The 23035-nt window shown below is 72.6% G+C and carries 20 protein-coding genes and 1 pseudogene; 11 read left to right on the top strand and 10 right to left on the bottom strand.

The window, feature by feature from the left end; all coding sequences use genetic code 11:
• Positions 1-23 precede the first annotated feature (23 nt).
• A complete protein-coding gene (gene bla / locus ACFVVO_RS23040) occupies positions 24-947 on the bottom strand; it encodes a class A beta-lactamase (RefSeq protein ID WP_390057461.1) in 924 nt (307 codons plus the stop codon).
• 140 nt (positions 948-1087) lie between these two features.
• Between bla and ACFVVO_RS23035 the strand changes: the two genes are divergently transcribed.
• Together ACFVVO_RS23035 and ACFVVO_RS23030 are read left to right on the top strand one after the other, a co-directional pair.
• Positions 1088-2077, top strand: coding sequence for a LysR family transcriptional regulator (locus ACFVVO_RS23035; protein WP_390057460.1), 990 nt, complete (start codon positions 1088-1090; stop codon positions 2075-2077).
• Positions 2074-3009: a serine hydrolase gene (locus ACFVVO_RS23030; protein ID WP_390057459.1), complete on the top strand. Its 936-nt coding sequence runs from the start codon at positions 2074-2076 to the stop codon at positions 3007-3009. Before ACFVVO_RS23035 ends, ACFVVO_RS23030 begins: the two co-directional genes overlap by 4 nt.
• Positions 3010-3116: 107 nt before the next feature.
• Here the strand turns inward: ACFVVO_RS23030 and ACFVVO_RS23025 are convergent, their stop codons facing one another.
• The 3 genes from ACFVVO_RS23025 to ACFVVO_RS23015 all read right to left on the bottom strand — a co-directional run bounded on the left by ACFVVO_RS23025 (position 3117) and on the right by ACFVVO_RS23015 (position 6703).
• The gene (locus ACFVVO_RS23025; protein ID WP_390057458.1) at positions 3117-3719 is read right to left on the bottom strand and encodes a hypothetical protein; all 603 of its coding nucleotides are present in this window, start codon (positions 3717-3719) and stop codon (positions 3117-3119) included.
• A gap of 265 nt (positions 3720-3984) precedes the next feature.
• Positions 3985-6216 carry a catalase/peroxidase HPI gene (gene katG, locus ACFVVO_RS23020; protein ID WP_390057457.1) on the bottom strand — a complete coding sequence of 744 codons (2232 nt, stop codon included), beginning with the start codon at positions 6214-6216 and terminating at the stop codon, positions 3985-3987.
• 49 nt (positions 6217-6265) lie between these two features.
• Complete coding sequence (locus ACFVVO_RS23015) at positions 6266-6703, bottom strand: Fur family transcriptional regulator (RefSeq protein ID WP_390057456.1); 438 nt, start codon at positions 6701-6703, stop codon at positions 6266-6268.
• A 291-nt stretch (positions 6704-6994) separates the two neighbouring features.
• On the opposite strand from ACFVVO_RS23015, the pseudogene ACFVVO_RS23010 reads away from it, so the two are divergent.
• The 8 genes and pseudogenes from ACFVVO_RS23010 (at position 6995) to ACFVVO_RS22975 (ending at position 14206) form a co-directional block, all read left to right on the top strand.
• A pseudogene (locus ACFVVO_RS23010) lies at positions 6995-7090 on the top strand.
• 670 nt (positions 7091-7760) lie between these two features.
• Positions 7761-8948, top strand: coding sequence for an acyltransferase family protein (locus ACFVVO_RS23005; protein WP_390057455.1), 1188 nt, complete (start codon positions 7761-7763; stop codon positions 8946-8948).
• Positions 8949-9071: 123 nt separating this feature from the next.
• A complete protein-coding gene (locus ACFVVO_RS23000; RefSeq protein WP_390057454.1) occupies positions 9072-9551 on the top strand; it encodes an SRPBCC family protein in 480 nt (159 codons plus the stop codon).
• 211 nt (positions 9552-9762) lie between these two features.
• Positions 9763-10659 carry an STAS domain-containing protein gene (locus ACFVVO_RS22995; RefSeq protein ID WP_390057453.1) on the top strand — a complete coding sequence of 299 codons (897 nt, stop codon included), beginning with the start codon at positions 9763-9765 and terminating at the stop codon, positions 10657-10659.
• Positions 10656-11033, top strand: coding sequence for an STAS domain-containing protein (locus tag ACFVVO_RS22990; RefSeq protein WP_390057452.1), 378 nt, complete (start codon positions 10656-10658; stop codon positions 11031-11033). The genes ACFVVO_RS22995 and ACFVVO_RS22990 overlap by 4 nt, the downstream gene beginning before the upstream one ends.
• A complete protein-coding gene (locus tag ACFVVO_RS22985) occupies positions 11030-11479 on the top strand; it encodes an anti-sigma regulatory factor (protein WP_390057451.1) in 450 nt (149 codons plus the stop codon). The genes ACFVVO_RS22990 and ACFVVO_RS22985 overlap by 4 nt, the downstream gene beginning before the upstream one ends.
• Positions 11479-12537, top strand: a complete 1059-nt coding sequence (locus tag ACFVVO_RS22980; RefSeq protein WP_390057450.1) for a SpoIIE family protein phosphatase — start codon at positions 11479-11481, stop codon at positions 12535-12537. The genes ACFVVO_RS22985 and ACFVVO_RS22980 overlap by 1 nt, the downstream gene beginning before the upstream one ends.
• On the top strand, positions 12521-14206 hold the full coding sequence (locus tag ACFVVO_RS22975) for a PP2C family protein-serine/threonine phosphatase (protein ID WP_390057449.1): 1686 nt from the start codon (positions 12521-12523) through the stop codon (positions 14204-14206). Before ACFVVO_RS22980 ends, ACFVVO_RS22975 begins: the two co-directional genes overlap by 17 nt.
• A gap of 50 nt (positions 14207-14256) precedes the next feature.
• Here the strand turns inward: ACFVVO_RS22975 and ACFVVO_RS22970 are convergent, their stop codons facing one another.
• From ACFVVO_RS22970 to ACFVVO_RS22955, 4 genes are all read right to left on the bottom strand, one after another.
• Complete coding sequence (locus tag ACFVVO_RS22970; protein WP_390057448.1) at positions 14257-14493, bottom strand: chaplin; 237 nt, start codon at positions 14491-14493, stop codon at positions 14257-14259.
• Between the two features lie 103 nt (positions 14494-14596).
• Entirely contained in the window at positions 14597-16804 is a 2208-nt protein-coding gene (locus ACFVVO_RS22965; RefSeq protein WP_390057447.1) for a catalase, read from the bottom strand.
• A 418-nt stretch (positions 16805-17222) separates the two neighbouring features.
• Positions 17223-18686 (bottom strand): aminotransferase class I/II-fold pyridoxal phosphate-dependent enzyme, encoded by a 1464-nt coding sequence (locus ACFVVO_RS22960; RefSeq protein ID WP_390057446.1) that lies wholly within the window; start codon positions 18684-18686, stop codon positions 17223-17225.
• 178 nt (positions 18687-18864) lie between these two features.
• Positions 18865-19170 carry an ANTAR domain-containing protein gene (locus tag ACFVVO_RS22955; RefSeq protein WP_390057445.1) on the bottom strand — a complete coding sequence of 102 codons (306 nt, stop codon included), beginning with the start codon at positions 19168-19170 and terminating at the stop codon, positions 18865-18867.
• An 11-nt stretch (positions 19171-19181) separates the two neighbouring features.
• Here ACFVVO_RS22955 and ACFVVO_RS22950 point away from each other — a divergent pair, with 11 nt between their 5' ends.
• Entirely contained in the window at positions 19182-19475 is a 294-nt protein-coding gene (locus ACFVVO_RS22950; protein WP_390057444.1) for a helix-turn-helix transcriptional regulator, read from the top strand.
• 45 nt (positions 19476-19520) lie between these two features.
• Here ACFVVO_RS22950 and ACFVVO_RS22945 read toward each other — a convergent pair whose 3' ends face one another.
• Positions 19521-22061, bottom strand: coding sequence for a discoidin domain-containing protein (locus tag ACFVVO_RS22945; protein WP_390057443.1), 2541 nt, complete (start codon positions 22059-22061; stop codon positions 19521-19523).
• Positions 22062-22210: 149 nt separating this feature from the next.
• A complete protein-coding gene (locus ACFVVO_RS22940) occupies positions 22211-23017 on the bottom strand; it encodes an inositol monophosphatase family protein (protein ID WP_390057442.1) in 807 nt (268 codons plus the stop codon).
• Positions 23018-23035: the final 18 nt, after the last annotated feature.

Here is a 23035-nt window from a genome sequence, read left to right as displayed (position 1 = left end):
CCCTGAGAGCAGGTCGAGCGGCTCTACTCGCCAGGTGCGAGAGCCTCGGCCAGCACGGCGGCGGCATCGCGGATCAGCCGGTTGTCGACGGGCGCGTCCTTGGTGTCCTTCGTGGACAGCACGGTGAGCAGCAGGGGTGTCCCCCGGGTCGTCCAGGCGACGCCGATGTCGTTGGCGGACGCGTAGTCGCCGGTGCCCGTCTTGTCCGCGAGGACCCAGTCCTGCGGCAGTCCGGCGCCGAACCGCTCGCCGCTGGTGGTGTTGCCCTTCAGCCAGGTGACGAGCCGCTCGCGGTCGGCGCGGGCCAGGGCCCGGCCGAGGGTCAGCCGCTGAAAGCTGCTGCCGAGGGCTTCCGGCGTGGTGGTGTCACGCGGGTCGCCGGGGACGGCGGTGTTCAGGTCGGTCTCCCAGCGGTCGAGCCGGCTCACCCGGTCACCGAGCGACCGGAAGAACCGGGTGAGCCCCTCCGGACCGCCGATCTGACGCAGCAGCAGGTTCCCCGCCGTGTTGTCGCTGTACTGGATCGCGGCGGCACACAGGTCGCCCACCGTCATCCCCGTGGCCAGATGGTCCTCGGACTGCTGGGAGTTGGCGAGGATGTCGCGCGGCGGATAGTGGATCACCTTGTCCAGCGGTGCGCAGTCACCGTGGTCGCGCAGCACGGCCGCGGCTGCGAACGCCTTGAACGTGGAGCACATCGCGAACGGCTCCCCGGCCCGGTACGCCACGGTCCGGCCGGTGCGCGCGTTCCGGGCGTGGACACCGAGCCGCGCGCCGTACCGCTGCTCCAGCTCGCTGAACCGAGCCCGTAGCTCATCCGGTTGGGCGTCCGGTGCCGCCGCCGAGGCGGGGGCGGAGATCAGGGCGGGGGCCACCGCGGCGGCGGTGGTGAGTGCGATACCGGCCTTGAACAGGCGACGGCGCGGCATCGGGGCAGCACTGGTCATGTGCGGAGTTCTCCCAGGTCGTCGGTGATCGGGCGTCGGCTTGGTGGATCTTCGTCGACGGGGACAGCGAAACAGCAGGACTCCACTCATGTCCAAGAGTGAACTTTGAAGATCCCATACCCAATTGATATGACTGCTGGATGGATCTGCTCGCACACCTCGAGGCCTATGTCGCCACCGTGGACGAGACGAGCTTCTCGCGCGCGGCCGACCGGCTCGGGATCGCGCAGCCGCTCCTGAGCCGCCGTATCAAGACGCTGGAGGCGCACTTCGGCGGCCTGCTGTTCGACCGCTCCCGGCGGCAGGTCGCGACGACGGAGCTGGGCATGCTGCTGCTCCCCTACGCGCAGGACGTCCTGGACCGGGCCCAGCGGCTCGAACAGGTCGCCCGGTCGGCCCAGCAGGCCCAGGCCCGGGCCGTCGGGGTGCCCGCCGACCGTGCGCCGGCGGCGCTGGCACGGGTCATCCGGGCCGGGGCGGAACGCGGCATCACGCTCGGGGTGCGCGAACTGCCGCCCCAGGAGCGGGCCGGCCGGCTGGCGGACGGCTCGCTCGCGTACGCGCTGCTGCGCGTCCCGCCCGAGCACGCCGCGTACCGGGTGTCACTCGGCCTGGCCGGCCCGCGGCCCCTCGACGCGGAGCGGCCGGCACGCGCCGCCGCCCGCGCCGGCCGGGGGCGTCCGATCCACCTGGAGGACCTGCGGCCGCGCCGCGGCGGCGCCACCGGGGAACGGACCGTTCCCCTGCCGATCCTGACCCTGCCGGAGGACGAAGTGCCCGATGCGCGGGACAGGCTGGGCCGCGCGGTGGCCCGCTCCGGGCTGTCCGAGCGGCTGGTGCGGCCGGCCGGACCGGCGGCCACCGCGCTCGCCGAGACACTGGCCGGCCGGGCGATGCTGCTGTGCGACGAGCCCTTCGCACGGCGGCACGGGGCCGACTGGGCGCCGCTGGCCGACGCCTCGCTGCACCGGGGTTACGACGTTGGGGGCACCCCGCGTCTGCCGAGCGGCGACGTGCCGGAGTGGCTGTCCGCGGTGCTGGCGGCGGCGGCCGGTGCCGAGAGCGCCGTACGCGCTGCTGGGCGGCCGGAGTCCACGGACGCCACGTCGCGGCTGGCGGCACGCGGATGACCGGGGACACGGCGCACCGTCCGGCGCAGGTCCGCGGTGACGGCCCCCTCCTGGACGTCGCCGAGGAGATCGCCCGGGACTGGGCGGCGCTCGGCGTCCGCGGCTCGTTCCTCGCCCGCGACATCGACACCGGCGCACAGCTCGGCTTCGACACCGAGGAGCCGATTCCCCTCGCGTCCGTGGTGAAGGTGCCGTTCGCGCTGGTCGTGCTGGACCTGATCGCGGACGGCGACCTGGACCCGGCGCTGCCGGTGACGGTCGACCCGGCCACCAGCAGTGTCGGCCCCACCGGCATCGCCGCGTTCCGCCACCCGGTCACGATGGCCGTGGGTGACCTGCTCCTGCTCATGCTCTCGGTGAGCGACAACGCCGCCGCCGACGCGCTGTTCGACCTGGTGCCGGTGGCCGACGTCGACGCCCGGCTGCGCGCCTGGGGCTGCGCCGGCATCCAGGTACGGCACCGGATGAACCACATGTACGAGTGCGCCGCCGGTGCCGCCGGCGACGACTTCTCCCTCGCCCTGGAACTGGCCGTCCGCGACGAGCGGACGGGACGGCACACCATCGAGACGCTCGACCCCGCGCACGCCAACCTCGGCACCGCCACGGCGCTGGTCGGCCTGCTCCAGCGGGTGTGGCGCGACGAGGTGGCGCAGCCCCGCGCCACGGCCGAACTGCGGCGGCTGATGGGCCATCAGGTCTTCACCCAGCGGCTGGCGAGCGAACTGCGCGCCGACAGTCTGCGGCTGAGCGGGAAGACGGGCACGTTCCTGCATCTGCGGCACGAGATCGGCGTGGTCGAAGCGGACTCCGGGGCCCGGGTGGCCGTGGCCGCGCTCACCCGGGCGGACCGGCGGGCGGCGCAGGCACCGGACATCGATCTGGCGATCGGGATCGGCGCGCGGCAGGCGTTCGAGGCGCTGCGCGGGTGAGGAGCGGACGGAGAGATGAGCGGACGGGGTGAGGTGGGGACGGGGCGAGGGGCGGGCGGCGTGAGGAGCGGGCGGGTGAGGCGGCGCGGAGGGGCGGGGCGGGGCGGTCAGCCTCGGCCGCCGCTGAAGTTGCGCCACTCGGGTCCGACGCGCTTCCACTCCTCGTCCCATTCGGCCAGCCTGCGCCGCACCAGCCCGTTGCGGACCAACCAGCCGCCGGCCCAGACCGTCGTGCCCGTGACCTGGGCGACCAGGGCGCCGGTCAGGACCGTCTGCAGCATGGCCTCGGCCGCGGAGGCGGGCGCGGGCACCGCCCGGCCCGTGCGGTCCGTCCACACAGTGACCTGGGTTCCGGCCGGAGCGCCCGGCAGGACCTTCGTCCGGTCCATGTGCACCTTGCCGTCCGGGCCCGTCCAGCGGGCCGTGGCCCAGACCCGGCCGTCGTCGTAGCCGCTGCCGGCGGGTGAGGTCTTCGCCGCGCCGTCGGTGAGGACCGCGGAGACGGCGCGCACCTCGGCCCGCCGTGCGGTCAGCGTCGAGTCCACGGAGTGGGCCGCCGCCCAGCCCCCGAGGGCCGCGCCCAGCAGGGCGAGGAACCAGGTGGCGAGCACGACCCAGCCCTCGACGATGTCGCTGTGCCGGCGCAGTGGGTTGCGCCGCCAGCGCCACAGCCGGTCCCGAGTCACCGTCGTGGGAGGTGTCCGAGTCATCGGCCGCCGCCTCCTCTCCCGTGCCGGCGGCCGCGTGCCGGGACGCGCGGGCCCGCTCGGCGTCCGGAGGATCCGGATCGGGATCCGGATCGCCACCACACCATCGTGCACCCCGACCGCCGCGACCGCAGTACCGGCGACGGTCTTCGATGCCGGTCCTCTTCGGCCGGGCGACGCGGGCGGGGTACGGCCGCGCGCGCCGGTGCACGGCGAGGGCGCCCGGTCCGGCCCGTGCGGGCCGGGCCGGACGCCCTCGGTGGGTCGGTCAGGCCAGGTCGAACCGGTCGAGGTTCATGACCTTGTCCCAGGCGGCGACGAAGTCCTTCACGAACTTCTCCTTCGCGTCGTCGCCCGCGTAGACCTCGGCGAGCGCGCGCAGCTCGGAGTTCGAGCCGAAGACCAGGTCGGCGCGGCTGCCGGCCCACTTCACCTCGCCCGTGGCGGCGTCCCGGCCCTCGAACGTGGCCTGGTCCTCGGTGGTCGCCGACCACGTCGTGCCCAGGTCGAGCAGGTTGACGAAGAAGTCGTTCGTCAGCGAGCCGGGCGTCCTGGTGAGGACGCCGAGCTGCGAACCCTCGGGGCCAACGCCCAGCGCCCGCAGGCCGCCGACCAGGACGGTCGTCTCCGGGGCGCTCAACGTCAGCAGGTTGGCCCGGTCCAGCAGCAGGAACTCGGCCGGCAGGCGGTTGCCCTTGCCGAGGTAGTTGCGGAAGCCGTCCGCGGTCGGCTCCAGCGCCTCGAAGGACTCGGCGTCGGTGTGCTCCTCACCGGCGTCGACCCGGCCCGGCGTGAAGGGCACCTCGACCTGGAAGCCGCCCTCCTTGGCGGCCTTCTCCACGGCCGCGACACCGCCGAGGACGATGAGGTCGGCGAGGGAGACCCGCTTGGCGCCGGAGGAGGCGTTGAACTCCTGCTGGACGCTCTCCAGGGTGCGCAGCACCAGCGCGAGCTGGTCGGGCTGGTTGACCTCCCAGCCGCGCTGCGGCTCGAGGCGGATGCGGGCGCCGTTGGCACCGCCGCGCTTGTCGCTGCCGCGGAAGGTGGAGGCGGAAGCCCAGGCGGTGGTGACGAGCTGGGAGACGGTCAGGCCCGAGTCGAGCAGCTTGGTCTTGAGGGCCGCGATGTCGGCGTCGCCGATCAGTTCGCCCTCACGCTCCGGCAGCGGGTCCTGCCAGAGCAGGGTCTCCTCGGGAACCTCCGGGCCGAGGTAGAGCGACTTCGGGCCCATGTCGCGGTGGGTCAGCTTGTACCAGGCGCGGGCGAAGGCGTCCGCGAACTCCTGCGGGTTCTCGTGGAAGCGGCGGGAGATCGGCTCGTAGATCGGGTCGAGGCGCAGCGCCAGGTCGGTGGTGAGCATCGACGGGGCGATCTTCTTCGAGGAGTCGTGGGCGTGCGGGACGGTGCCCTCGCCCGCGCCGTCCTTCGGCTTCCACTGCTTGGCGCCGGCCGGGGACTCGGTGAGCTCCCACTCGTAGCCGAAGAGGTTGTCGAAGAAGCCGTTGCTCCACTGGGTGGGCGTGTTGGTCCAGGTGACCTCGAGACCGGAGGTGATGGCGTCGGCGCCCTTGCCGGTGCCGTAGGTGCTCCGCCAGCCCAGGCCCTGCTCCTCGAAGCCGGCGGCCTCCGGGTCGGGGCCTACGTGGTCGGCGGGGCCGGCGCCGTGGGTCTTGCCGAAGGTGTGGCCGCCCGCGATCAGGGCGACGGTCTCCTCGTCGTTCATCGCCATGCGGCGGAACGTCTCACGGATGTCGCGGGCCGCGGCGATCGGGTCCGGGTTGCCGTTGGGGCCCTCCGGGTTGACGTAGATCAGGCCCATCTGGACGGCGCCGAGCGGGTTCTCCAGCTCGCGGTCGCCGCTGTAGCGCTTGTCGTCGAGCCAGGTGGTCTCGGGGCCCCAGTAGACGTCCTCCTCCGGCTCCCACACGTCCTCGCGGCCGCCGGCGAAGCCGAAGGTCTCGAAGCCCATGGACTCCAGGGCGACGTTGCCGGCGAGGACCAGCAGGTCGGCCCAGGACAGGCTCTGACCGTACTTCTTCTTGACCGGCCACAGCAGCCGGCGGGCCTTGTCCAGGTTGGCGTTGTCCGGCCAGCTGTTCAGCGGGGCGAAGCGCTGCTGGCCGGCGCCGGCGCCGCCGCGGCCGTCGCTGATGCGGTAGGTGCCCGCGCTGTGCCAGGCCATCCGGATGATGAAGGGGCCGTAGTGGCCGAAGTCGGCCGGCCACCAGTCCTGGGAGGTGGTGAGCACCTCGGCGATGTCCTGCTTCACGGCCGGAAGGTCCAGGGACTTGAACGCCTCGGCGTAGTCGAAGTCCGCGCCCAGCGGGTTGGCGACGGCCGGGTTCTTGGCAAGGATCTTCAGGTTGAGCCGCTCCGGCCACCACTGACGGTTGCCACCACCCTGGGTCGGGTGCAGGGCTCGCCCGTGCGTGACGGGGCAGCCGCCGCTCGTCTCCTCCGACTTCGCGTCTGTGACGATCGCGTCGTGGTTCTCAGTCATGGCAATCCTTCCGAACGGAACGGAACTCTGTGCTCAGGAACTCTGGAACTCAGGAAATGCGGCCGGTGGAGCAGTCGGGGCAGGTGCCCCAGTAGACGACCTCGGCCTCGTCGATCGAGAAGCCGCGGTCGTCGGACGCGGTCAGGCAGGGCGCCTCGCCGACCGCGCAGTCGACGTCGGCGAGGGCACCGCACGACCGGCACACGATGTGGTGGTGGTTGTCGCCGACGCGTCCTTCGAACCGGGCGGCGCTGCCGGCCGGCTCGATCCGCCGTATGAGGCCCGCCGCGGTCAGCGCGTGCAGTGCCTCGTAGACGGCTTGCAGGGAAATGTGGCCCACACGGTCGCGGACCCCGGAAGCGATCGCCTCGACGCCGAGGTGGTCACCGTCCCGGACTGTCTCCAGCAGCGCGACACGGGCCGCCGTCACGCGCAGGCCGGCACCGCGCAGCTCCTCGGCGGTGGTCGGAGTACCGGATGCGGTCATGGGCCGAACCTACCCCTGTAAACACGAAGGGTTCAATAAAACGAACGATGCAATTCTGGCCTCTTGCCGACGCCTGGTGTTTGCCTGTGCGTGGCTTTGCCCGGCATCGCCGGAGGCGTCATGTGAACGCATCATGTGGCCGTACGGCTCACCGGGCGGGGCGCCGAGCCGACGGGTCCTCCGAACGGGTGAGCGCGGGGCGATTCGACGTCAGCGGAATGTCAGGGCGCGGTCAGCGGCCCCTGCCACTGTGATGCATGTGAACGGCACGGGAGACCGGGCCGGGAACAGGGAGAGGTGCCCGGAGTGGTTGATCGGGGACCAAGAGCACGCCTCGAGGTCGGGCCCCGCGAGGGGTCCACGCAGGTTCGAATCCTGCCCTCTCCGCCGCTGGGGCCCCGGCCCCGGTACCACGCCATCGCCGCGTCGCGGCGGCCGCGTCCGGCCGCCTGGGCCGCCGGCCTCCTCGTCCGCCGGTGACATGCCAAGGCCCAGCCGCTGCTCGAACCCGGCGAGGAGCGGCGCCGGGCGCACCGCGAGCTGGACGGTTCCCACTGCGTCTGCTCGCCCACCGACGGAACGAACGCCGCCCCCGCCCCACTCCCCCGCGTGCACCCGCACCGTGAACGAACCGGCGAGGAGTGCCGCCGGCGGCCGGCCGAGCCCTGCGAAACCCACCCGCGAGAGGCGATCACCGTGGAGCGGACGGCGGGGGGCCCGCAAGCACGCCGGATCGACCGCCTTACGGGCGGAACGGCGGGCCGCCGGCCAGGACACCCACGACCGGACCGCGACGCGCGGCGACGTGGTCAACTCACGTACACCCGTGACTCGTTGCCGTCAGCCGGTCACGGGACCGCCATCGGGCCGGTGGGTGGCTTGGCGGGGACACGGGCCGTTCACTCGTAAGGCTGCCCGGGCGCGGCCTTCCGTGGCATACGGCGGGCCGAATCGTTCGGCAGCAGTGTGATGTTCGCAACGTGATGTGAATGCAAAGGGGCGAACGGGCAAGGTTCCCCTTTATGCCCCACGCAACCCTCCTGCGGCAGGTGATGTGATGACCACGGCGACGCCCCGGACGACCCGGACGCCGCCCGCACGGACCGGCGAGACCAAGGCGGGCTCCGCCCCGCCGACCCCCCGGCCCGCCCTGCCGTCCCTGACCGGGCTGCGCTGGGTGGCGGCCCTGCTGGTCTTCGGACTGCACGTGAACAACTTCGGGTACTTCGGGGGCGAGGCCGGCCGTATCGTCCTGTGGGGCTTCGGGGCGGGCGCCACGGGCGTGTCGTTCTTCTTCGTGCTGTCCGGTTTTGTACTGACGTGGTCCGCGCGGCCCGGCGATCGCGCACCGGCCTTCTGGCGGCGGCGGATCGCACGCGTCTACCCGGTGCACCTGGTCACCCTGGGCATCGCCCTGCTCATGGCCTACGCGCTGCCCCACCAGACGAGACCGACCTCCGACCAGGCTCTGTCCAACCTGCTGCTGGTGCACTCGTGGTGGCGTCCCTGGTGGCAGACGCTGAACCCGGTGAGCTGGTCGCTGGCCTGCGAGGCGTTCTTCTACGCGGCCTTCCCGCTGCTGTTCCTGCTGCTGCGCCGGCTGGGCGCCCGGGGCGCGACGGTGCTGGGTGTGCTGTCGGTGGTGGCGGTGCTGGTGCTCGCCCGGGCGGACGCCCACCACTGGACGGACCAGGCCCTGTACTCGATGCCCGCCGCCCGGCTCCCGGAGTTCGTGCTCGGCGCCGTCACGGCCCGGCTGGTGCTGCTCGGCCGGTGGCGCGGGCCCGGACTCGAGGCCTCGCTGGCGCTGGCGGTCATCGGCTACTTCCTGGTGCCCCAGGTGACGCCCGGCTACTCGGCCACCCTCTGCACCATCGCCGGGTTCGCCCTGCTCATCCCGGCCGCGGCCGTCGCGGACCTGCGCGGACTGCCGTCGCTGTGGCGGCGCCGGCGTCTGGTGCGGCTCGGGGAACTGTCGTTCGCCTTCTACATGATCCACCTGCTGGTCCTGCGCGCGGGCACTCAACTGCTCGGCACGAAACCGCACTTCGGCCTGCTCGCGGGCCTGGCGGTGACGGCGGTCGCCTTCACCGTGTCGCTGGCGCTGTCCTGGGTGCTGTACGAGGCGGTGGAGCGGCCCGCGAGACGCCTGCTGCTGCGCAGCCGGCGCACCGGCCGCGAGTCACGGGAGCAGCGCGAGCCGGTGGCCGGCACCCGGGAGGCCCCGGCCCCGGCCCGGGACTGACGGGCGCCGGCCGCGTCCACGCCGCTCACCCCATGTCACTCGTTCGCGGGATCGTGTGCATGACCGGGCGGCAAAGAGGAACCCGCTCCTCGTACAGCCGACGAGAACGAGAGGTGTTCCTGTATGTCGCAGGTCGAGGAATCCGTGCGGGTCGGCGTCCCGGTGCGCACCGCCTACAACCAGTGGACCCAGTTCGAGACGTTCCCGGAGTTCATGGAGGGGGTGGAGCGCATCGAGCAGCGCAGCGACTCCCTCACCCACTGGGTGACCAACGTCGGCGGGGTTCGGCGGGAGTTCGACGCCGCGATCACCGAGCAGCGGCCGGACGAGCGGGTCGCCTGGACCACCGTGGACGGCGAGGCGAAGCAGGCCGGCGTCGTCACCTTCCACCGCATCGACGACTCCACCACGAAGGTCATGCTGCAACTGGAGTTCGAGCCCGAGGGCCTGGCCGAGACGGTCGGCGACAAGCTCGGCATCGTCAAGCGGCGGGTCTCCGGGGATCTGCACCGGTTCAAGGAGTTCATCGAGCAGCGCGGCGGCCTGGAGACCGGTGCGTGGCGCGGCGAGATGGGCGGCGGCCCTGGCGGCGGCGCGATCTGATCCGTCGCACGCGCGAGTGATGTGCCTAACAGTGCGGACAGGTCTCCCTGATCCCGGGTAGACGGCATCCGACACCGGCCCGGCGGCTTCGGCTGCCGGGCCGGCCGGGGTTCGGCCGCTCGCCGGCACGGACCCCGCTGTCTGTCGTATGGAGGCCATCGGCCCGGAACCAGCCGGACCAGGCGGAGCCGGGCTGTGCGGAAGGGAGAGGATGTACGTGCCGGAGCAGGATGCGGACGAGTCGGTGTCTCGTGTGGTGAGCGCCTTTCTGGAGCGGCGTCAGGAGCAGATCGCGCAGCGCTGGGCGGACGCCCCCCTGTTCCGCTCGGTGTTCACCGTCTCCCGTGACGAAGCGATCGAGGCGTGCAAGGCCGTGCTGGACGCGCTCTCGGACGTGGCGGTGAGCGGCCGGTTCGAGGACATCGACGCCCCCGGATTCGGCACGGTGCGCGAGCAGCTGGGCCGTATGGCCGCGACCCGGTCCCGTACGGGGTCCAGCCCGGCGCAGATCTCCGCCGAGGTGGCCGCGCTGCGCGGCCCCGCGGCCGATCTGCTGCGCGAGGAGTTCCCCGACCCGGCCGGCCCCGAGGCGCAGGAAGGGGTGCTCGCCCTGACCCTGATCATGGGCACCCTGCGTCTGGTGGTGATGGAGACGGCGCTGCACGAGGGTGAGGACCTGATCCACCGGCAACGGCAACAGCTCCTCGAAGTGGCCACGCCCGTCATCCAGTTGTGGGAGGGCACCGTCGCCGTGCCGCTGATCGGCACCCTGGACAGCGCGCGCAGCCAGGTGGTCATGGAGTCCCTGCTGGAGGCGATCGTCGAACAGCGGGCCCGGTACGCGATCCTGGACATCACCGGTGTGCCCACGGTCGACTCGCTGGTCGCCCAGCACCTGATGAAGACGGTGGCCGCCGCACGGCTGATGGGGGCGGAGTGCATCGTCTCCGGCATCCGGCCGGCCATCGCCCAGACGATCGTGCAGCTCGGCATCGACCTCGGGACGGTGCTCACCCGCGCCTCGCTGGCCGACGCGCTCGCCTACGCCCTCGGCCGGCAGGGCATCGAGGTCTCCGCCCGCGCGGACGCCCGGGCGGTCGCGCGGTGAGCCAGCCCCTTCCCGGTCAGGCACAGGTGCCCGTACTGGCACTGGGCGACATACTGCTCGTCTCGCTGCAGGGCGAGTTGCACGACGGCATGGCCGAACAGCTCCAGCACGACATCTCCAGCCGCATCGCCACCAGCAGGGTGACCGGCGTGGTGCTCGACATCTCCGGGGTCGACATCGTGGACTCCTTCCTCGGCCGGGTGCTCGCGGAGATCGCGTCGACGGCCCGGCTGCTGGCGGCCCGTACGGTGCTGGCGGGCATGCGGCCGGCGGTGGCGATCACCCTGGTCGAACTGGGGCTCACGCTGCACGGTCTGACCACCGCTCTCGATGTCGACCGCGCCATGGAACTGCTGTCGCCGGAGGAGAAATGATGCCGGCGTCGTCCGGCCAGGCCTGCTCGACCTGCCTGCCCATCGGCTCGGACGGGGATCTGGCCTACGTCCGGCAACAGGTGCGGCAGTACGCGGCGCAGCTCGGCTTCGGCCTGGTGCAGCAGACCAAACTGGTGACCGCGGCCAGTGAACTGGCCCGCAACACGCTGGTGCACGGCGGCGGCGGGCGGGCGGAGATCACCCCGTTGGACCACGGTGGCGTCCGCGGGCTGCGGATGCGCTTCGTCGACGAGGGCCCGGGCATCCGGGACCTGGACCTGGCGATGACCGACGGCTACACCTCCGGCGGCGGCCTGGGTCTGGGACTCAGTGGTGCCAAACGGCTCGTGCAGGAGTTCGCCGTGGACACCGCGCCCGGCCGGGGTACCACGGTCACGGCGCTCGCCTGGGTCACTCCGGTGCCGCCGTCCAGGACGAGGGTGTGATGAGCAGGGTGTGGGAGATCCCGGTGCACGACTCGACGCGGGTGCGTGACGTCCGGGTCGCGGCCGAGGCCGCGAGCGCCGCCGCGGGTCTCGGTCAGGAGCGCACCGCGGCGGCCGCGCTGGTCGCCACCGAACTGGCGACCAATCTGCTCAAGCACGCCGACGAGGGCCGCATGGTGCTCAACCTGGTGGACGGGCCGGCCGCCGGCTCGCCGTCGGTGCAGCTGTGCTCGCTCGACCAGGGGCCGGGCATCGCGGACGTCGGCACGGCCCTGCGGGACGGTTTCAGCACCACCGAGGGATCCCTGGGAGCGGGCCTGGGCGGTTGCCGCCGGCTCGCGAACGCCTTCCACCTGCACAGCGTCCCGGGCCGCGGAACGGTGGCGACGGCCCGCGTCGACCCGGAGGCCGCCCACACCGGCGCGTCCGCGGGGGAGGTGCCGGTCGGCGGGATCACCGTCGCGCTCGACCAGGCGGAGCACTCCGGGGACGCCTGGGGCTGGGCCCGCTCCGGTCCCCTGCTGACGCTGCTGCTGGCCGACGGTCTCGGGCACGGCGCCAAGGCCGCCCACGCCTCCACCGCGGCGGTCGAGGAGCTGCACGCCGGCGCGCATCTGCCGCCGGTGGAGATACTGCGCCGCCTGCACACCGCCCTGCGACGCACCCGGGGCGTGGCCGCCGTCGTGGCGCAGGTGGACACCGAGCGGCGGGAACTGCGCTTCGCGGGGGTGGGCAACGCCGGCGCCCGGCTGCGCACGGGAGACACCTGGACGTCCCTGATCTCCCATCCGGGCATCGTCGGGGCGTACTTCCCGGCGCGGGTTCCGCTGCGGAAGATGCCGTGGCACGCGGACAGCCTGCTCGTCGTGCACAGCGACGGGCTGCCGAGCCGCTGGTCGCCGCCCGACGACCCCGGGCTGCTCGCCCGTGACCCGTCGGTGGTGGCCGCTACGATCCTGCGCGACGCGAGCAGTCCCGCCCGCCCCGTACGCGACGACACCAGCGTGGCCGTAATGGCCCCCGACCGCCGGACCAGCTCCCATGACAGCCGCCCGTGACATCTGGACCATCGCCTCGACCGCCGACGCGGCCCGCGCCCGGGCCGTGCTCGCGCGGCTCACGGCGGACGCCGGCCTGCCCGCGCTCGACCGCGCCCGGTTCCTGACCGCGTTCACCGCGCGGCTGCGCCGCTGTCTCGGCGAGGGCGGCGCCGAGGTCGCCGTCCGCTCCGACACCGCCGGGCAGTTGCACATCGCGGTACGGCGGCCCGGCCGGCCCGGGGCGTGGCGGCACACGCTGACCTGCCCGCGCCCGGTGGCTTCGCCGCTGCCCACGCCCGCCGAGCTGGACGGCACACGGCTCGCCGAGGCGCTGCTGGACGCCGACGCGGACGCGGACGCGGTACTGGAGAGCCTGACCGAGACCGAGGAGATGGTCAGTTTCCACCGGGACGAGCTCCACCAGACCAACCAGGGGGTGCTGGCGCTGCACGCCGAGCTGGAGGCGGCCGCGCTGGCGCAGCACGAACTGCTGGACGCCGAACGGGCGGCACGCACCACGGCGGAGAACGCGCGGCGGCTGCTGACCTTCCTGGCGAACGCGAGCGCCGCCCTGAACGCCTCCCTCGAGCACGACGGCATCCTGCGCAGGCTGCCCGATCTGCTCGTTCCGGAGTACGCCGCCGACATCGACATCTGGCTCGCGGACGACGAGCGCACGCTCCCGGACGACCGGGCGGCCGCCACGCTCACCGCGGCCCGCACGGGCCGCCCGCAGCACGCGGCCCGGCACCCCGGCGAGCTGCCCGGGGTGGACGACCTGCCGCCCTCCCCCCTCTCCCCCGACCGGCCGCTGCTGTGCATCCCGCTCGGCGCGCGCACCGTGCAGGGTGTGCTGACGCTGACCGCGCCGGACGACCGGTTCGACCCGGACACCACCGTGATGCTGCTGGAGCTGGGCCGGCGGGCGGGGATCGCGCTGGACAACGCCCGCCAGTACGAGCAGCACCGGGACGTCGCCGAGGCGCTGCAGCGCGCCCAGCTCACCGAACTGCCCGACGTCCGGGGCGTGTCACTGGCCGCGCGCTATCTGCCCGCCACCCGCGGCCTGAACATCGGCGGCGACTGGTACGACGCGTTCCCGCAGCCCGACGGCAGTGTGCTCGCGGTGATAGGGGACGTCACGGGACACGGGCTGCGCGCGGCGGTGATCATGGGGCAACTGCGCACCGCCCTGCGCGCGTACGCCGTCGAGGGCAACGGCCCGGCCCGCATCCTCACCCTGCTGCACCGGATGCTCCGCCACCAGCAGCCGGAGCTGTACGCGACCTGCGCCATCGCCCGTTTCACCCCGGGCGATCCGGCCGTGGTGTGGGCCGCGGCCGGCCATCCGCCGGCCGTCACCCGGGATCCCGGCGGCGGGGTGAGCGTCCTGGACCTCAAGCCGGGGATCATGCTGGGCGTGCCCATGGCGTACGAGTACGAGGAGAACACCGTGCGGCTGCCGGCCGGGTCCACGCTGGCGCTCTACACGGACGGCCTGGTGGAGCGGCGGGCGGCCGGGATCGACGCGGGCATCGACCGGCTGGCCCGGGCCCTGGAGACGCTCGGCGCCGCGGAGCTGGAGGATCTGGACGCGGCGGCCGAGTCGCTGCTGAAGCCGATGCTGCACGACTCCGAGCACGACGACGACGTCTGTCTGCTGCTCTGCCGCACCTCGGCGTCCTGAACACCCGTGCGCCGGCCCCCCGCGCGAGGGGGCCGGCGCACGCGACGGTGTCACTGCGCGGTGCAGGTGCTCCCGCCGGCCGGGTTCAGCAGCCCGATGACATCGATGCTGTCGCCGCACAGGTTGAGGCCGAGGCCGACCGGGACCTGGGTGACGTTGCCCGAGAGGACGCCCGGGCTGTTGCTGGCGGTGCCGGTCGTGGGGTCCGGGTCGGCCGCGTGGGCGGCCGTCGTGCCGGCCAGCGCGAGGGAGCCCGCGAGAACCGCCGCCGTGGCAAAGCTGCGCATACGCATGTGTGTTGCCTCACTGGTTGACGTAGGGACCCTCTCATCACACCGGTTGCGCACGGCGGCCGCCTGTTGGGATACGCCGTTGGGTGACCGGCGTAGGTCAGGCGGCGGCGGGGAAGCGTTCCCAGACCCGGTGGGCGCCGAGCAGCCCGTTGAGCTGCTGCAGCACGGCTGGGGCGCCGTCGCCGGCGACCACACCGGGCGCGTCGAGCGGGATGCCGGCCGCCTCCAGCGCGGCCTCGCCGCCCTTGGCCGCACCGATGGCCTTGCCGTGCCGGTACGCCTCCGCCAGCAGCAGCCCCACCCGGGGGTCGGGGGTGCCCTGCGGGGCCGTGGGCAGCCCGGCCTTGGCGTCACGGGCGCCGAAGGCGTCGGCGCCGACCCCGGGGGTCCCGGCCACCAGCAGGGCGTCGAACTCCACCGAGCGTGCGGTGGAGTAGGTGCGCTGGACGGTCAGGGCGTCCACGCCGTCGCCGAGGGTGCCGCCGCTCGGCGCCACGATCAACGGGACCATGCCGCTGTCCAGCACTGCCTGGCGTACGGCCCGGACACCGCCGAGGTCACCGTCGGGACCGGTGATGATGCCGATGATCCGGCCGTCGGTGGGCCAGGTGTGACCGGTCTGGGAGAGGACGGGGCTGGGTTCGACGTCGGCGAGAGGCACGGTGGGCTCGGGTGCGGGCAGCCCGAGGCTCGCGGCGACGGCCGTGCACAGCTCCGGGTCGATGTTGGCGAGAACCTGCAACGCCCTTTCCTTGATGACCTGTTCGTAGCACTTGCCGAGTTCGAAGGCGTAGGCCCCGATGATGTGCTCCCGCTCCACGGAACTCATGCTGAGCCAGAACCGGCGGGGCTGGCTGAAGTGGTCGTCGAACGACTCGGGTGCCTCCCGGACCTTGGTCGCCTCCGGCACACGTACGGGCGCCTCGACGAACGCGCCCATGTCGGCGCCGGCGGTGAACGGGCAGCCGCCGTCGAGGGAGTTGGGCCGGTAGGGAGCGACGCCCCGGTGCACGGCCGTCTGGTGCATGCCGTCGCGCAGCATGTCGTTGACCGGGGACTGCGGCCGGTTGATGGGGAGCTGGGGGAAGTTGGGGCCGCCAAGGCGGGTGATCTGGGTGTCCAGGTAGGAGAAGAGCCGGCCGGCCAGCAGCGGGTCGTCGGTGACGTCGATGCCGGGGACGAGGTGGCCGACGTGGAAGGCGACCTGTTCGGTCTCGGCGAAGAAGTTCGACGGGTTGCGGTCCAGGGTGAGCAGTCCGATGGGCTGCACGGGGGCGAGTTCCTCGGGGACGATGTTCGTCGGGTCCAGCAGGTCGATGCCCTCGAAGGTCTGCTCGGGGGTGTCGGGGAAGGCCTGGACGCCCAGCTCCCACTCGGGGTACGCGCCCGCCTCGATGGCGTCGGCGAGGTCCCGGCGGTGGAAGTCGGGGTCCACCCCGTTGATGATCTGCGCCTCCTCCCACACCAGGGAGTGCACGCCCAGCTTCGGCTTCCAGTGGAACTTCACCAACGTGGTGCCGCCGTCGGCGTCGACCAGCCGGAAGGTGTGGACGCCGAAGCCCTCCATGGTCCGGTAGGAGCGCGGGATGCCCCGGTCGGACATGTTCCACAGCGTGTGGTGGGTGGCCTCGGTGTGCAGGGTGACGAAGTCCCAGAAGGTGTCGTGGGCGCTCTGCGCCTGCGGGATCTCCCGGTCGGGGTGCGGCTTGGCGGCGTGCACGACGTCGGGGAACTTGATGGCGTCCTGGATGAAGAAGACCGGGATGTTGTTGCCGACCAGGTCGTAGACGCCCTCGCTGGTGTAGAACTTGGTCGCGAAACCCCGTGTGTCGCGGACGGTGTCGGCGGAACCCCGGGAGCCGAGCACGGTGGAGAAGCGCACGAAGACGGGTGTCTCGACGTCCTCGGCGAGGAACGCCGCCTTGGTCAGCCGGGCGGCGGTGCCGTAGCTGCGGAACACACCGTGCGCTCCGGCGCCCCGGGCGTGGACCACGCGCTCCGGGATGCGTTCGTGGTCGAAGTGCATCACCTTCTCCCGCAGGTGGTGGTCCTGCAGGAGCACCGGGCCGCGGGGGCCCGCCTTCAGCGAGTGGTCGGTGTCGTACAGCCGGGTGCCCTGGGCGTTGGTGAGGTAGCTGCCGCTCTGGGCCATCCGTGCCTGGTCGGAGCCGGTGGGCTGACCCGTCGGCGAGACGGTGTCCGGGCCGGTCTGGTCGGGCTTCGGGGGCAGCGGCTCGCGGGGTTCGGCCGGCTCGGCGACCGACGGCGTCTCGGGGGCCGGTTTACCGGGGATGCTCTCGCTCATCACTACCATTCCTTCGCTGGTCACAGGGCTGCCCATGCCCGGCACGGGCGGTCCGGGAGGTTCGGCGCACGGAGGCCGCCCCACGCCCAGGGGCGGGCGACCGGCGGTGTGCGGGGGCGCGGCCCAGGGGCCGAGCGGGACCCGCACACCGAGGTCCCCGGGCCGGGCGTCCGAAACCGGGAGCCGTGCGGCTTGTCCCGTGGGGTGAAGTCGGGTCGGGTGCGCGGCGTGTCGCCGCGCGTCCGGCCCTTCGGACATGCGCCCGGACCCGGGGACCGTCGGCGGGGTCAACCGCCCCCAGCCGAAAGCGGGTTCGGAGGAGGGCCGTTTCTTGACCCGCGAGCGGACCGGCACGCGGCCCGCCCGCACCCGCCACCCTAGGTGCTGGGCGCGTGCCGCGCAGTTCGGCCGGCGCCGGTCAGGGGCGGGTCAGCACCCGGAAGGTCTCGAGCGAGGGGTCGGCCGCGTCGGAGACCAGGAAGCCGTGCTCGATGCCGCTGCGCAAGTAGTCGACGACCTCCTCGGTGATCACCTCGCCCGGCGCCACGACCGGGACGCCCGGGGGGTAGGGGCTGATCGTCTCGGCGGCGATCCGGCCCACGGCCCGTTCGGCCGGGACCTGTTCGGCGGGGCCGAAGAAGGCCGCACGGGGCAGGACGGCCTGTTCCAGTTCGAGCGCGCCCGGCTCCGGCAGGTGGACCGGGCGCTGCCGTTCGATCGAGCCGGCGCCGTCCACCAGGGAGCGCAGCGCCTCGAGGAGGATCTTCTCGGTCTCGTCGTCGTCGGAGTGGGTGATCGAGGCACTGATCCGGCAGGTGTCGGAGCCACCGACGTCGACGTGCCGCTCGGCCCGCAGCCACTCGGCCGCCTGCATGCCGGTGATGCCCAGGTCCCGTACCTCGATGACGATCTTCAGGGGGTCGAACTCGGCGGCCAGGCCCTCGCGGACGATGTCCTCGCCCATCACCCGCAGCCCGGGAAGTTCGTTCAGCGCGGCTCGCAGCCGTTCGGCACGGCGCAGGGCGGCCTGGAGCAGCTCGTGCCCCTGTTCCGCCATCTGGCGCCGCCAGCCGTCCAGCGCCGCGTACACCAGGGAGGAGGCGCTGGTGGTGCCGAGCAGGTCCTCCCGCTGTTTGAGCACTTCGGGCGCCACCCGGTCGTGCTGGAGGTGGAAGACCGAGCTCTGCTCGATCGCGCCGCCCATCTTGTGGACGCTGGTGACGACCAGGTCGGCGTCGGCGTCCATGCCCCAGGCCGGCAGGTCCGGGTGGAAGGGCAGGTGGGCGCCCCAGGCCTCGTCCACGATGAGCGGTACGTCCACGGCGTGGCAGACGTCGGCCACGCCGCGGATGTCGGCGCAGGAGCCCAGCTCGGTGGGCGTGATCAGCAGCATGCCCTTGGCGTCGGGGTGTTCCCGCAGCCGCTTCCGCACGTCGTCGGGCTCGGGCGGGTGGGCCATGTGCCGCTCGGCGTCGAACTTCGGGTGGACCCAGATCGGCTCCACCCCGTTGATGATCACGGCCGCGATGACCGACTTGTGCGCGTTGCGGGACAGCAGCAGTTTCTCCCCCGGGCCCGCGACGGAGAGCATCGCGGTCTTCACGGACAGAGAGCTGCCGCAGGTCGAGAAGAAGGCGTGTTCGGCGCCGACGGCGTCGGCCATCAGTTCCTGTGCCTGTTCGAGGACGCCCTGGGACTCGCGCCGGTCGTCCAGGCCGTTCAGGCTGAGCACGTCCGAGCGGAAGACGTCCAGGCCGAGGACCTCGGCGACTCGGGGGTCGGTCCCGCGGCCCTGTTTGTGGCCCGGCGGCCCGAACACCACGTCCCCCCGGCGCCGGAATTCCTGCAGGGCCTCCAGCACGGGTGCGCGTGAGTGGTCCATGGCCGTCCTCCTCCTGGTCCGGGCGTGAGCGTGAGGCACCGCGCGACCGAGCCGGTGTCCGGGCGGCCGTGAGCCGGTGCCCGGCCGGCGCCGTGGCAGTGCGGGTGCGGCACTCACCGTGTAGCACCCGACGTCCGCTCCAAACCCCACGACGACCGGTGTCGGGCTGCCGGGCCGTTCACTCCAGGGAGCCGCACCGCGCCGCCCATGCGTCGTACCGGTCGGCGGGCACGAGGGCCGTCGCGTCACGCTCCTGCTCCATCGCCTCGGTCAGCGCCCGGTCGATCGGTTCGGGCAGCGATCCGGAGGCAGGCCACTCCACCAGGCGGCGCGCGACCTCCCGCAGTTTGATGTTGGTGTGCTGCGAGACCCGCACCAGCACCTCCCAGCCCTGCCCGGCGCTCAGGCCGCCGACGGCGACGACCACTCCGATCGCCTCGTCGATGACGGCATGCGAGACAACGGCGTGCCGCAGCTGACTCACTTCCTTTTGAAGTGCGGCGAGCCGGTCGGCCCGTCACCGTCGCGGAGATCGCGGGGGCGGCGCGGGTCACCGTGCGGGGGCTGCAGTACGCCTTCCGCCGCCATCTGGACACGACCCCACTGGCCCACCTGCGCCGGGTGCGGCTGACGCACGCCCACCACGACCTGCTCGCCGCCGATCCCACCGACGGCGCCACGGTCACGGACATCGCCGCCCGGTGGGGCTTCTACCACCCGGGCCGCTTCGCGTCCCTGTACCGGGAGACCTATCGGCGCGCTCCCCGTCTGGCGCTGGCCGGGGATTGAGCCCGCTCCCGCGCGCCGGGCGGACGCGCGGGAGCGGGGCGTGCGTCACGGGAACGAGGTCACCTTGGAGGGGACGGTGTCCGTCCCCGAGGTGGGCGCGCCCGTGCTGTTGACGACATGGGCGTACTGGCCCTTGCCGCCGAGGGAGATCACCTGCAGGTCGTGCATCCTGATCCCCGAGGTGGCCGGGACCTGGAAGCCGTGCGCCTGGACGATCGTGGGATCGGCCGTGTAGTTGCAGTAGCTGCCCAGGCCCCACGCCTCGTGTGTGGTGACCGGGTCGGCGACCTTGTAGGCCGCGTAGCCGACGATGCCGTCGTGGGTGATGGCGGCGGCGTTCGGGGCGTCGTACGCCTTCTCGTTCTGGAAGAAGATCGTGCGGCCGCGTTCTCCGCTCCAGTACACGTCGTACTTGTTGAAGTGCTCGACGAACAGGCCGGTGGCGAGGACGTCGTCACCGTTGACCCGCAGGCCGTAGTCGGCACGGTTGGTGTCCCAGCCGGTGCCGCTGCCGTGGTCGGCACGCCAGATCCAGGTGTGGTCGACGATGACGTCGTCGCTGTTGACCACGACGGAGTTGGTGGCGAGGCCGGGTCCGGCGCCGCCGATGCGGACGAACACGTCCTGCATGGTGGTGGGGTTGGCGGAGTGGTCGGCGCTTGAACCGGGGTCGCCTATCCGCAGCAGGGTGTCGGAGTTGACCGGGCCCGCGTCGATGAGGAATCCGGCGAGCTTCACGCCGTCGACGTCGGCGACGTGCATGGCGTCGACGCCGTTGTCCGGGACCAGGGTGGCGAGGCCGAGCCCGAGGACCACGGTGTTGGCGCGGGTGACGTCGATCGTCCGGTCCAGGTGGTAGACGCCGGGGGTGAAGAGGAGGTTGAGGCCCTGGGCGAGGGCCGCGTTGATGGTGGCGGCGGTGGCGCCCGGCTTGACCACGTAGAACTGGTCCAGCGGCAGGGAGGTGCCCGCGTTGGCCGGCCAGGAGACGCCCCGGGCGTTTGTGCGCTTGGCCGGGACGAACACCTTGTAGGCGGAGCCGTCCAGGTAGAGGAACGGCTTCTCGCGCGAGACCGGCGTGGTGTCGAGGGTGGTGTACGGGCCGCTGTCGAAGTTGGTCGCCGGCGCGCCCTGCACGCCGGAGAACGTCATGTTCCACACGCCGTTGGTCCAGCCGCCGACGGAGCTGTCGCGGGTGTACCACTGCTGCTGGGAGTAGGGGCCGACGGTGCCGTCGATCTTCGAGTCGGCGATGTAGCCGCCGGAGGCCCAGCCGTAGCCGTTGGGGGCGAGGTTGAGGCCGCCCTGGACGTGGATGCGGCGGAACGGGGCGGCCTGGGCGACCGCCCAGCGGTCGGTCCCGTTGGACGGCCTGATGGCGAGGTTCTCCGCCGAACGCCAGAAGTTCTGCGTGGCGTTGCCGTTGAACCAGCCCGCGTCCACGGTGACGTCACCGTTGATCTGGGTGTCGTCGGGGTTCATGCCGAGACCGGAGATCGAGGTGTAGAAGCCGATCTGGGCGTTGATGCCGTTGTAGGTTCCCGGCTTGAGCAGGAACTGGTAGCGGCCGGTGCCGAACTGGTTCGACTCCTGCTGCTTGAAGACGTCGTCGAACTTCTGCTGGAGGTTCGGCGTGGAGGGGTCGACGACGATGACGTTCGGGCCGAGGTCGCCGCCGCCCTGGACGGGCGGTTCACCCGTGGCGCCGGTGTGCACGGCGACCTCCCACAGCGAATAGCCGTAGCCGGTGCCGCGGGCGGTGCCGTAGACCCGGACGTAACGGCCGGTGCCGCTGACGTCGTAGGAGGCGGTGCCGCCGGTCGCGCCGGTGACGCTCTTCAGGGTGCTCCAGGTCTGGCCGTCGGCGGAGGCCTGGAGCTGGAAGTCCTTGCCGTACGCCGCTTCCCAGTTGAGGTCCATCCGGCACAGGTCCTTGACCGAGCCGAGGTCCACCCGGAGCCACTGCGGGTCGGCGGCCTGGCTGGACCAGCGGGTCGCGGTGTCGCCGTCGAAGGCGGCGGAGGCGGGGGTGCCGGCGTTCTCGGTGGAGGACGCGGTGGCGGGCCTGCCCTGGGCGGCGTTCGCGGTGCCGCAGCCGGTCTGGCTGCCGCTCGCCGTGCCGTAGACCTGGAACTCCCAGAGGGAGTAGCCCCATTGGGTGGCGCGGTGCACGCCGAGCATGCGTACGTAGCGGCCCTGTCCGGAGACGTCGAGGGTGTCGACGCCGCCGTCGGAGCCGGTGACGGACTTCAGGTCGGTCCAGGTGCTGCCGTCCTTGGACAGCTGGACCTTGTAGTCCTTGCCGTAGGCTGCCTCCCAGTTGAGGACCACCTGGCTGACCGTGGCGGTGGCTCCAAGGTCGACCTGGAACCACTGGTCGTCGGTGGCGGCCGAGGACCAGCGGGTGCCGGAGTCGCCGTCGACGCCCTTGGCGGCGGCGGTGCCCGCGTTCTCCTCGGAGGACGCGGTGGCCGTCTTCCCCTGCGACAGCGGGGTTTCGGCCGCCGCGGCGGGTGGATGGGTGGTGGGCAGGGCGATCAGCGCCGCCGTGGCGGCTAGCGCGATGCCCAGGGATCTCAGTCTCATGTGGCGGCTCCATGCGGCTGCGGAGGTCAGGAAGCTGACCCCATGGCTTAGTTCATGTTTTGATTTAAGTGATGAGCCAAGCGGGCGGCAAGCCTTCGGAAGTCAAAACCTGAAATACGCGCGACCTGGCGTGCCGTGCGCCAACTCCGCTACCGCGTCTGGTTCTTGACCATCTCCAGCAGCGCGGCGTGCGTTTCGGCGTCGGCGGCCGCGATCAGTCCGCCGGCGCCGGTGTGCAGGGGCTGACCGTGGATGCCGGTGACGGTGCAGCCGGCGGCCCGGCACAGGGCGATCCCGGCGGCGAAGTGCACGCTGTCGCGCAGGTCGCCGTCGGTGACGTACGCGGCCCTGCGGCCGGCGGCGACCCAGGCGACCGCGAGGGTGGTGGAGACGACCCGGGGCCGGAACCGCCGGCCGAAGCCGGGGTCGGCCAGGAGCCGGACCGCCTGGAAGCCGGGGGCGTTGGGGAACGGCGGGTCGAGGTTGACGTCCACCAGCCGGGACTCCGGCGAGGGCGCCAACTCCTCGTCCTCGCCGTCACGGTGGACCCGGGCGCGGTGTCCGTCGGTCCAGAACACCTCGCCGCCGAACGGGTCGGCCGTCGCCGCCGCGGTGATCTCGTCGTCCTCCCGCAGGGCCACGTTCACCCCCACCAGCATGTTCCGCACGGCGTAGTTGAGGGTGCCGCACAGTGGGTCGACCAGCCAGCGGCGCCGGGCGTCCGCCGCACCGCTGCTGCCGCTCTCCTCGCCCGTGACGGCGTCGCCGGGCCGGGCGGCGCGCAGGACGTCGAGGATGGTCTTCTCGGCCGCGTGGTCCGCCGCCGTCGCGAAGTCACCGGCCGACTTCTCGAAGCGGTCCAGCCGTCCGCCGTACATCTCGCGGACCACGGCGGCTCCCGCCTGCGCCGCCGTGCGGGCGAGGTGGGCGTCCGACCCCGAGTCGATCATCTCCATGCGGGCAGGATAGCCCGC

The sequence above is a fragment of the Streptomyces sp. NPDC058145 genome, assembly GCF_042884245.1.
In the GTDB taxonomy this organism is placed as follows: Bacteria; Actinomycetota; Actinomycetes; order Streptomycetales; family Streptomycetaceae; genus Streptomyces.
The sequence above is the reverse complement of the archived record's forward strand: the minus strand, read 5'-3'. Positions and strand labels throughout refer to the sequence as shown.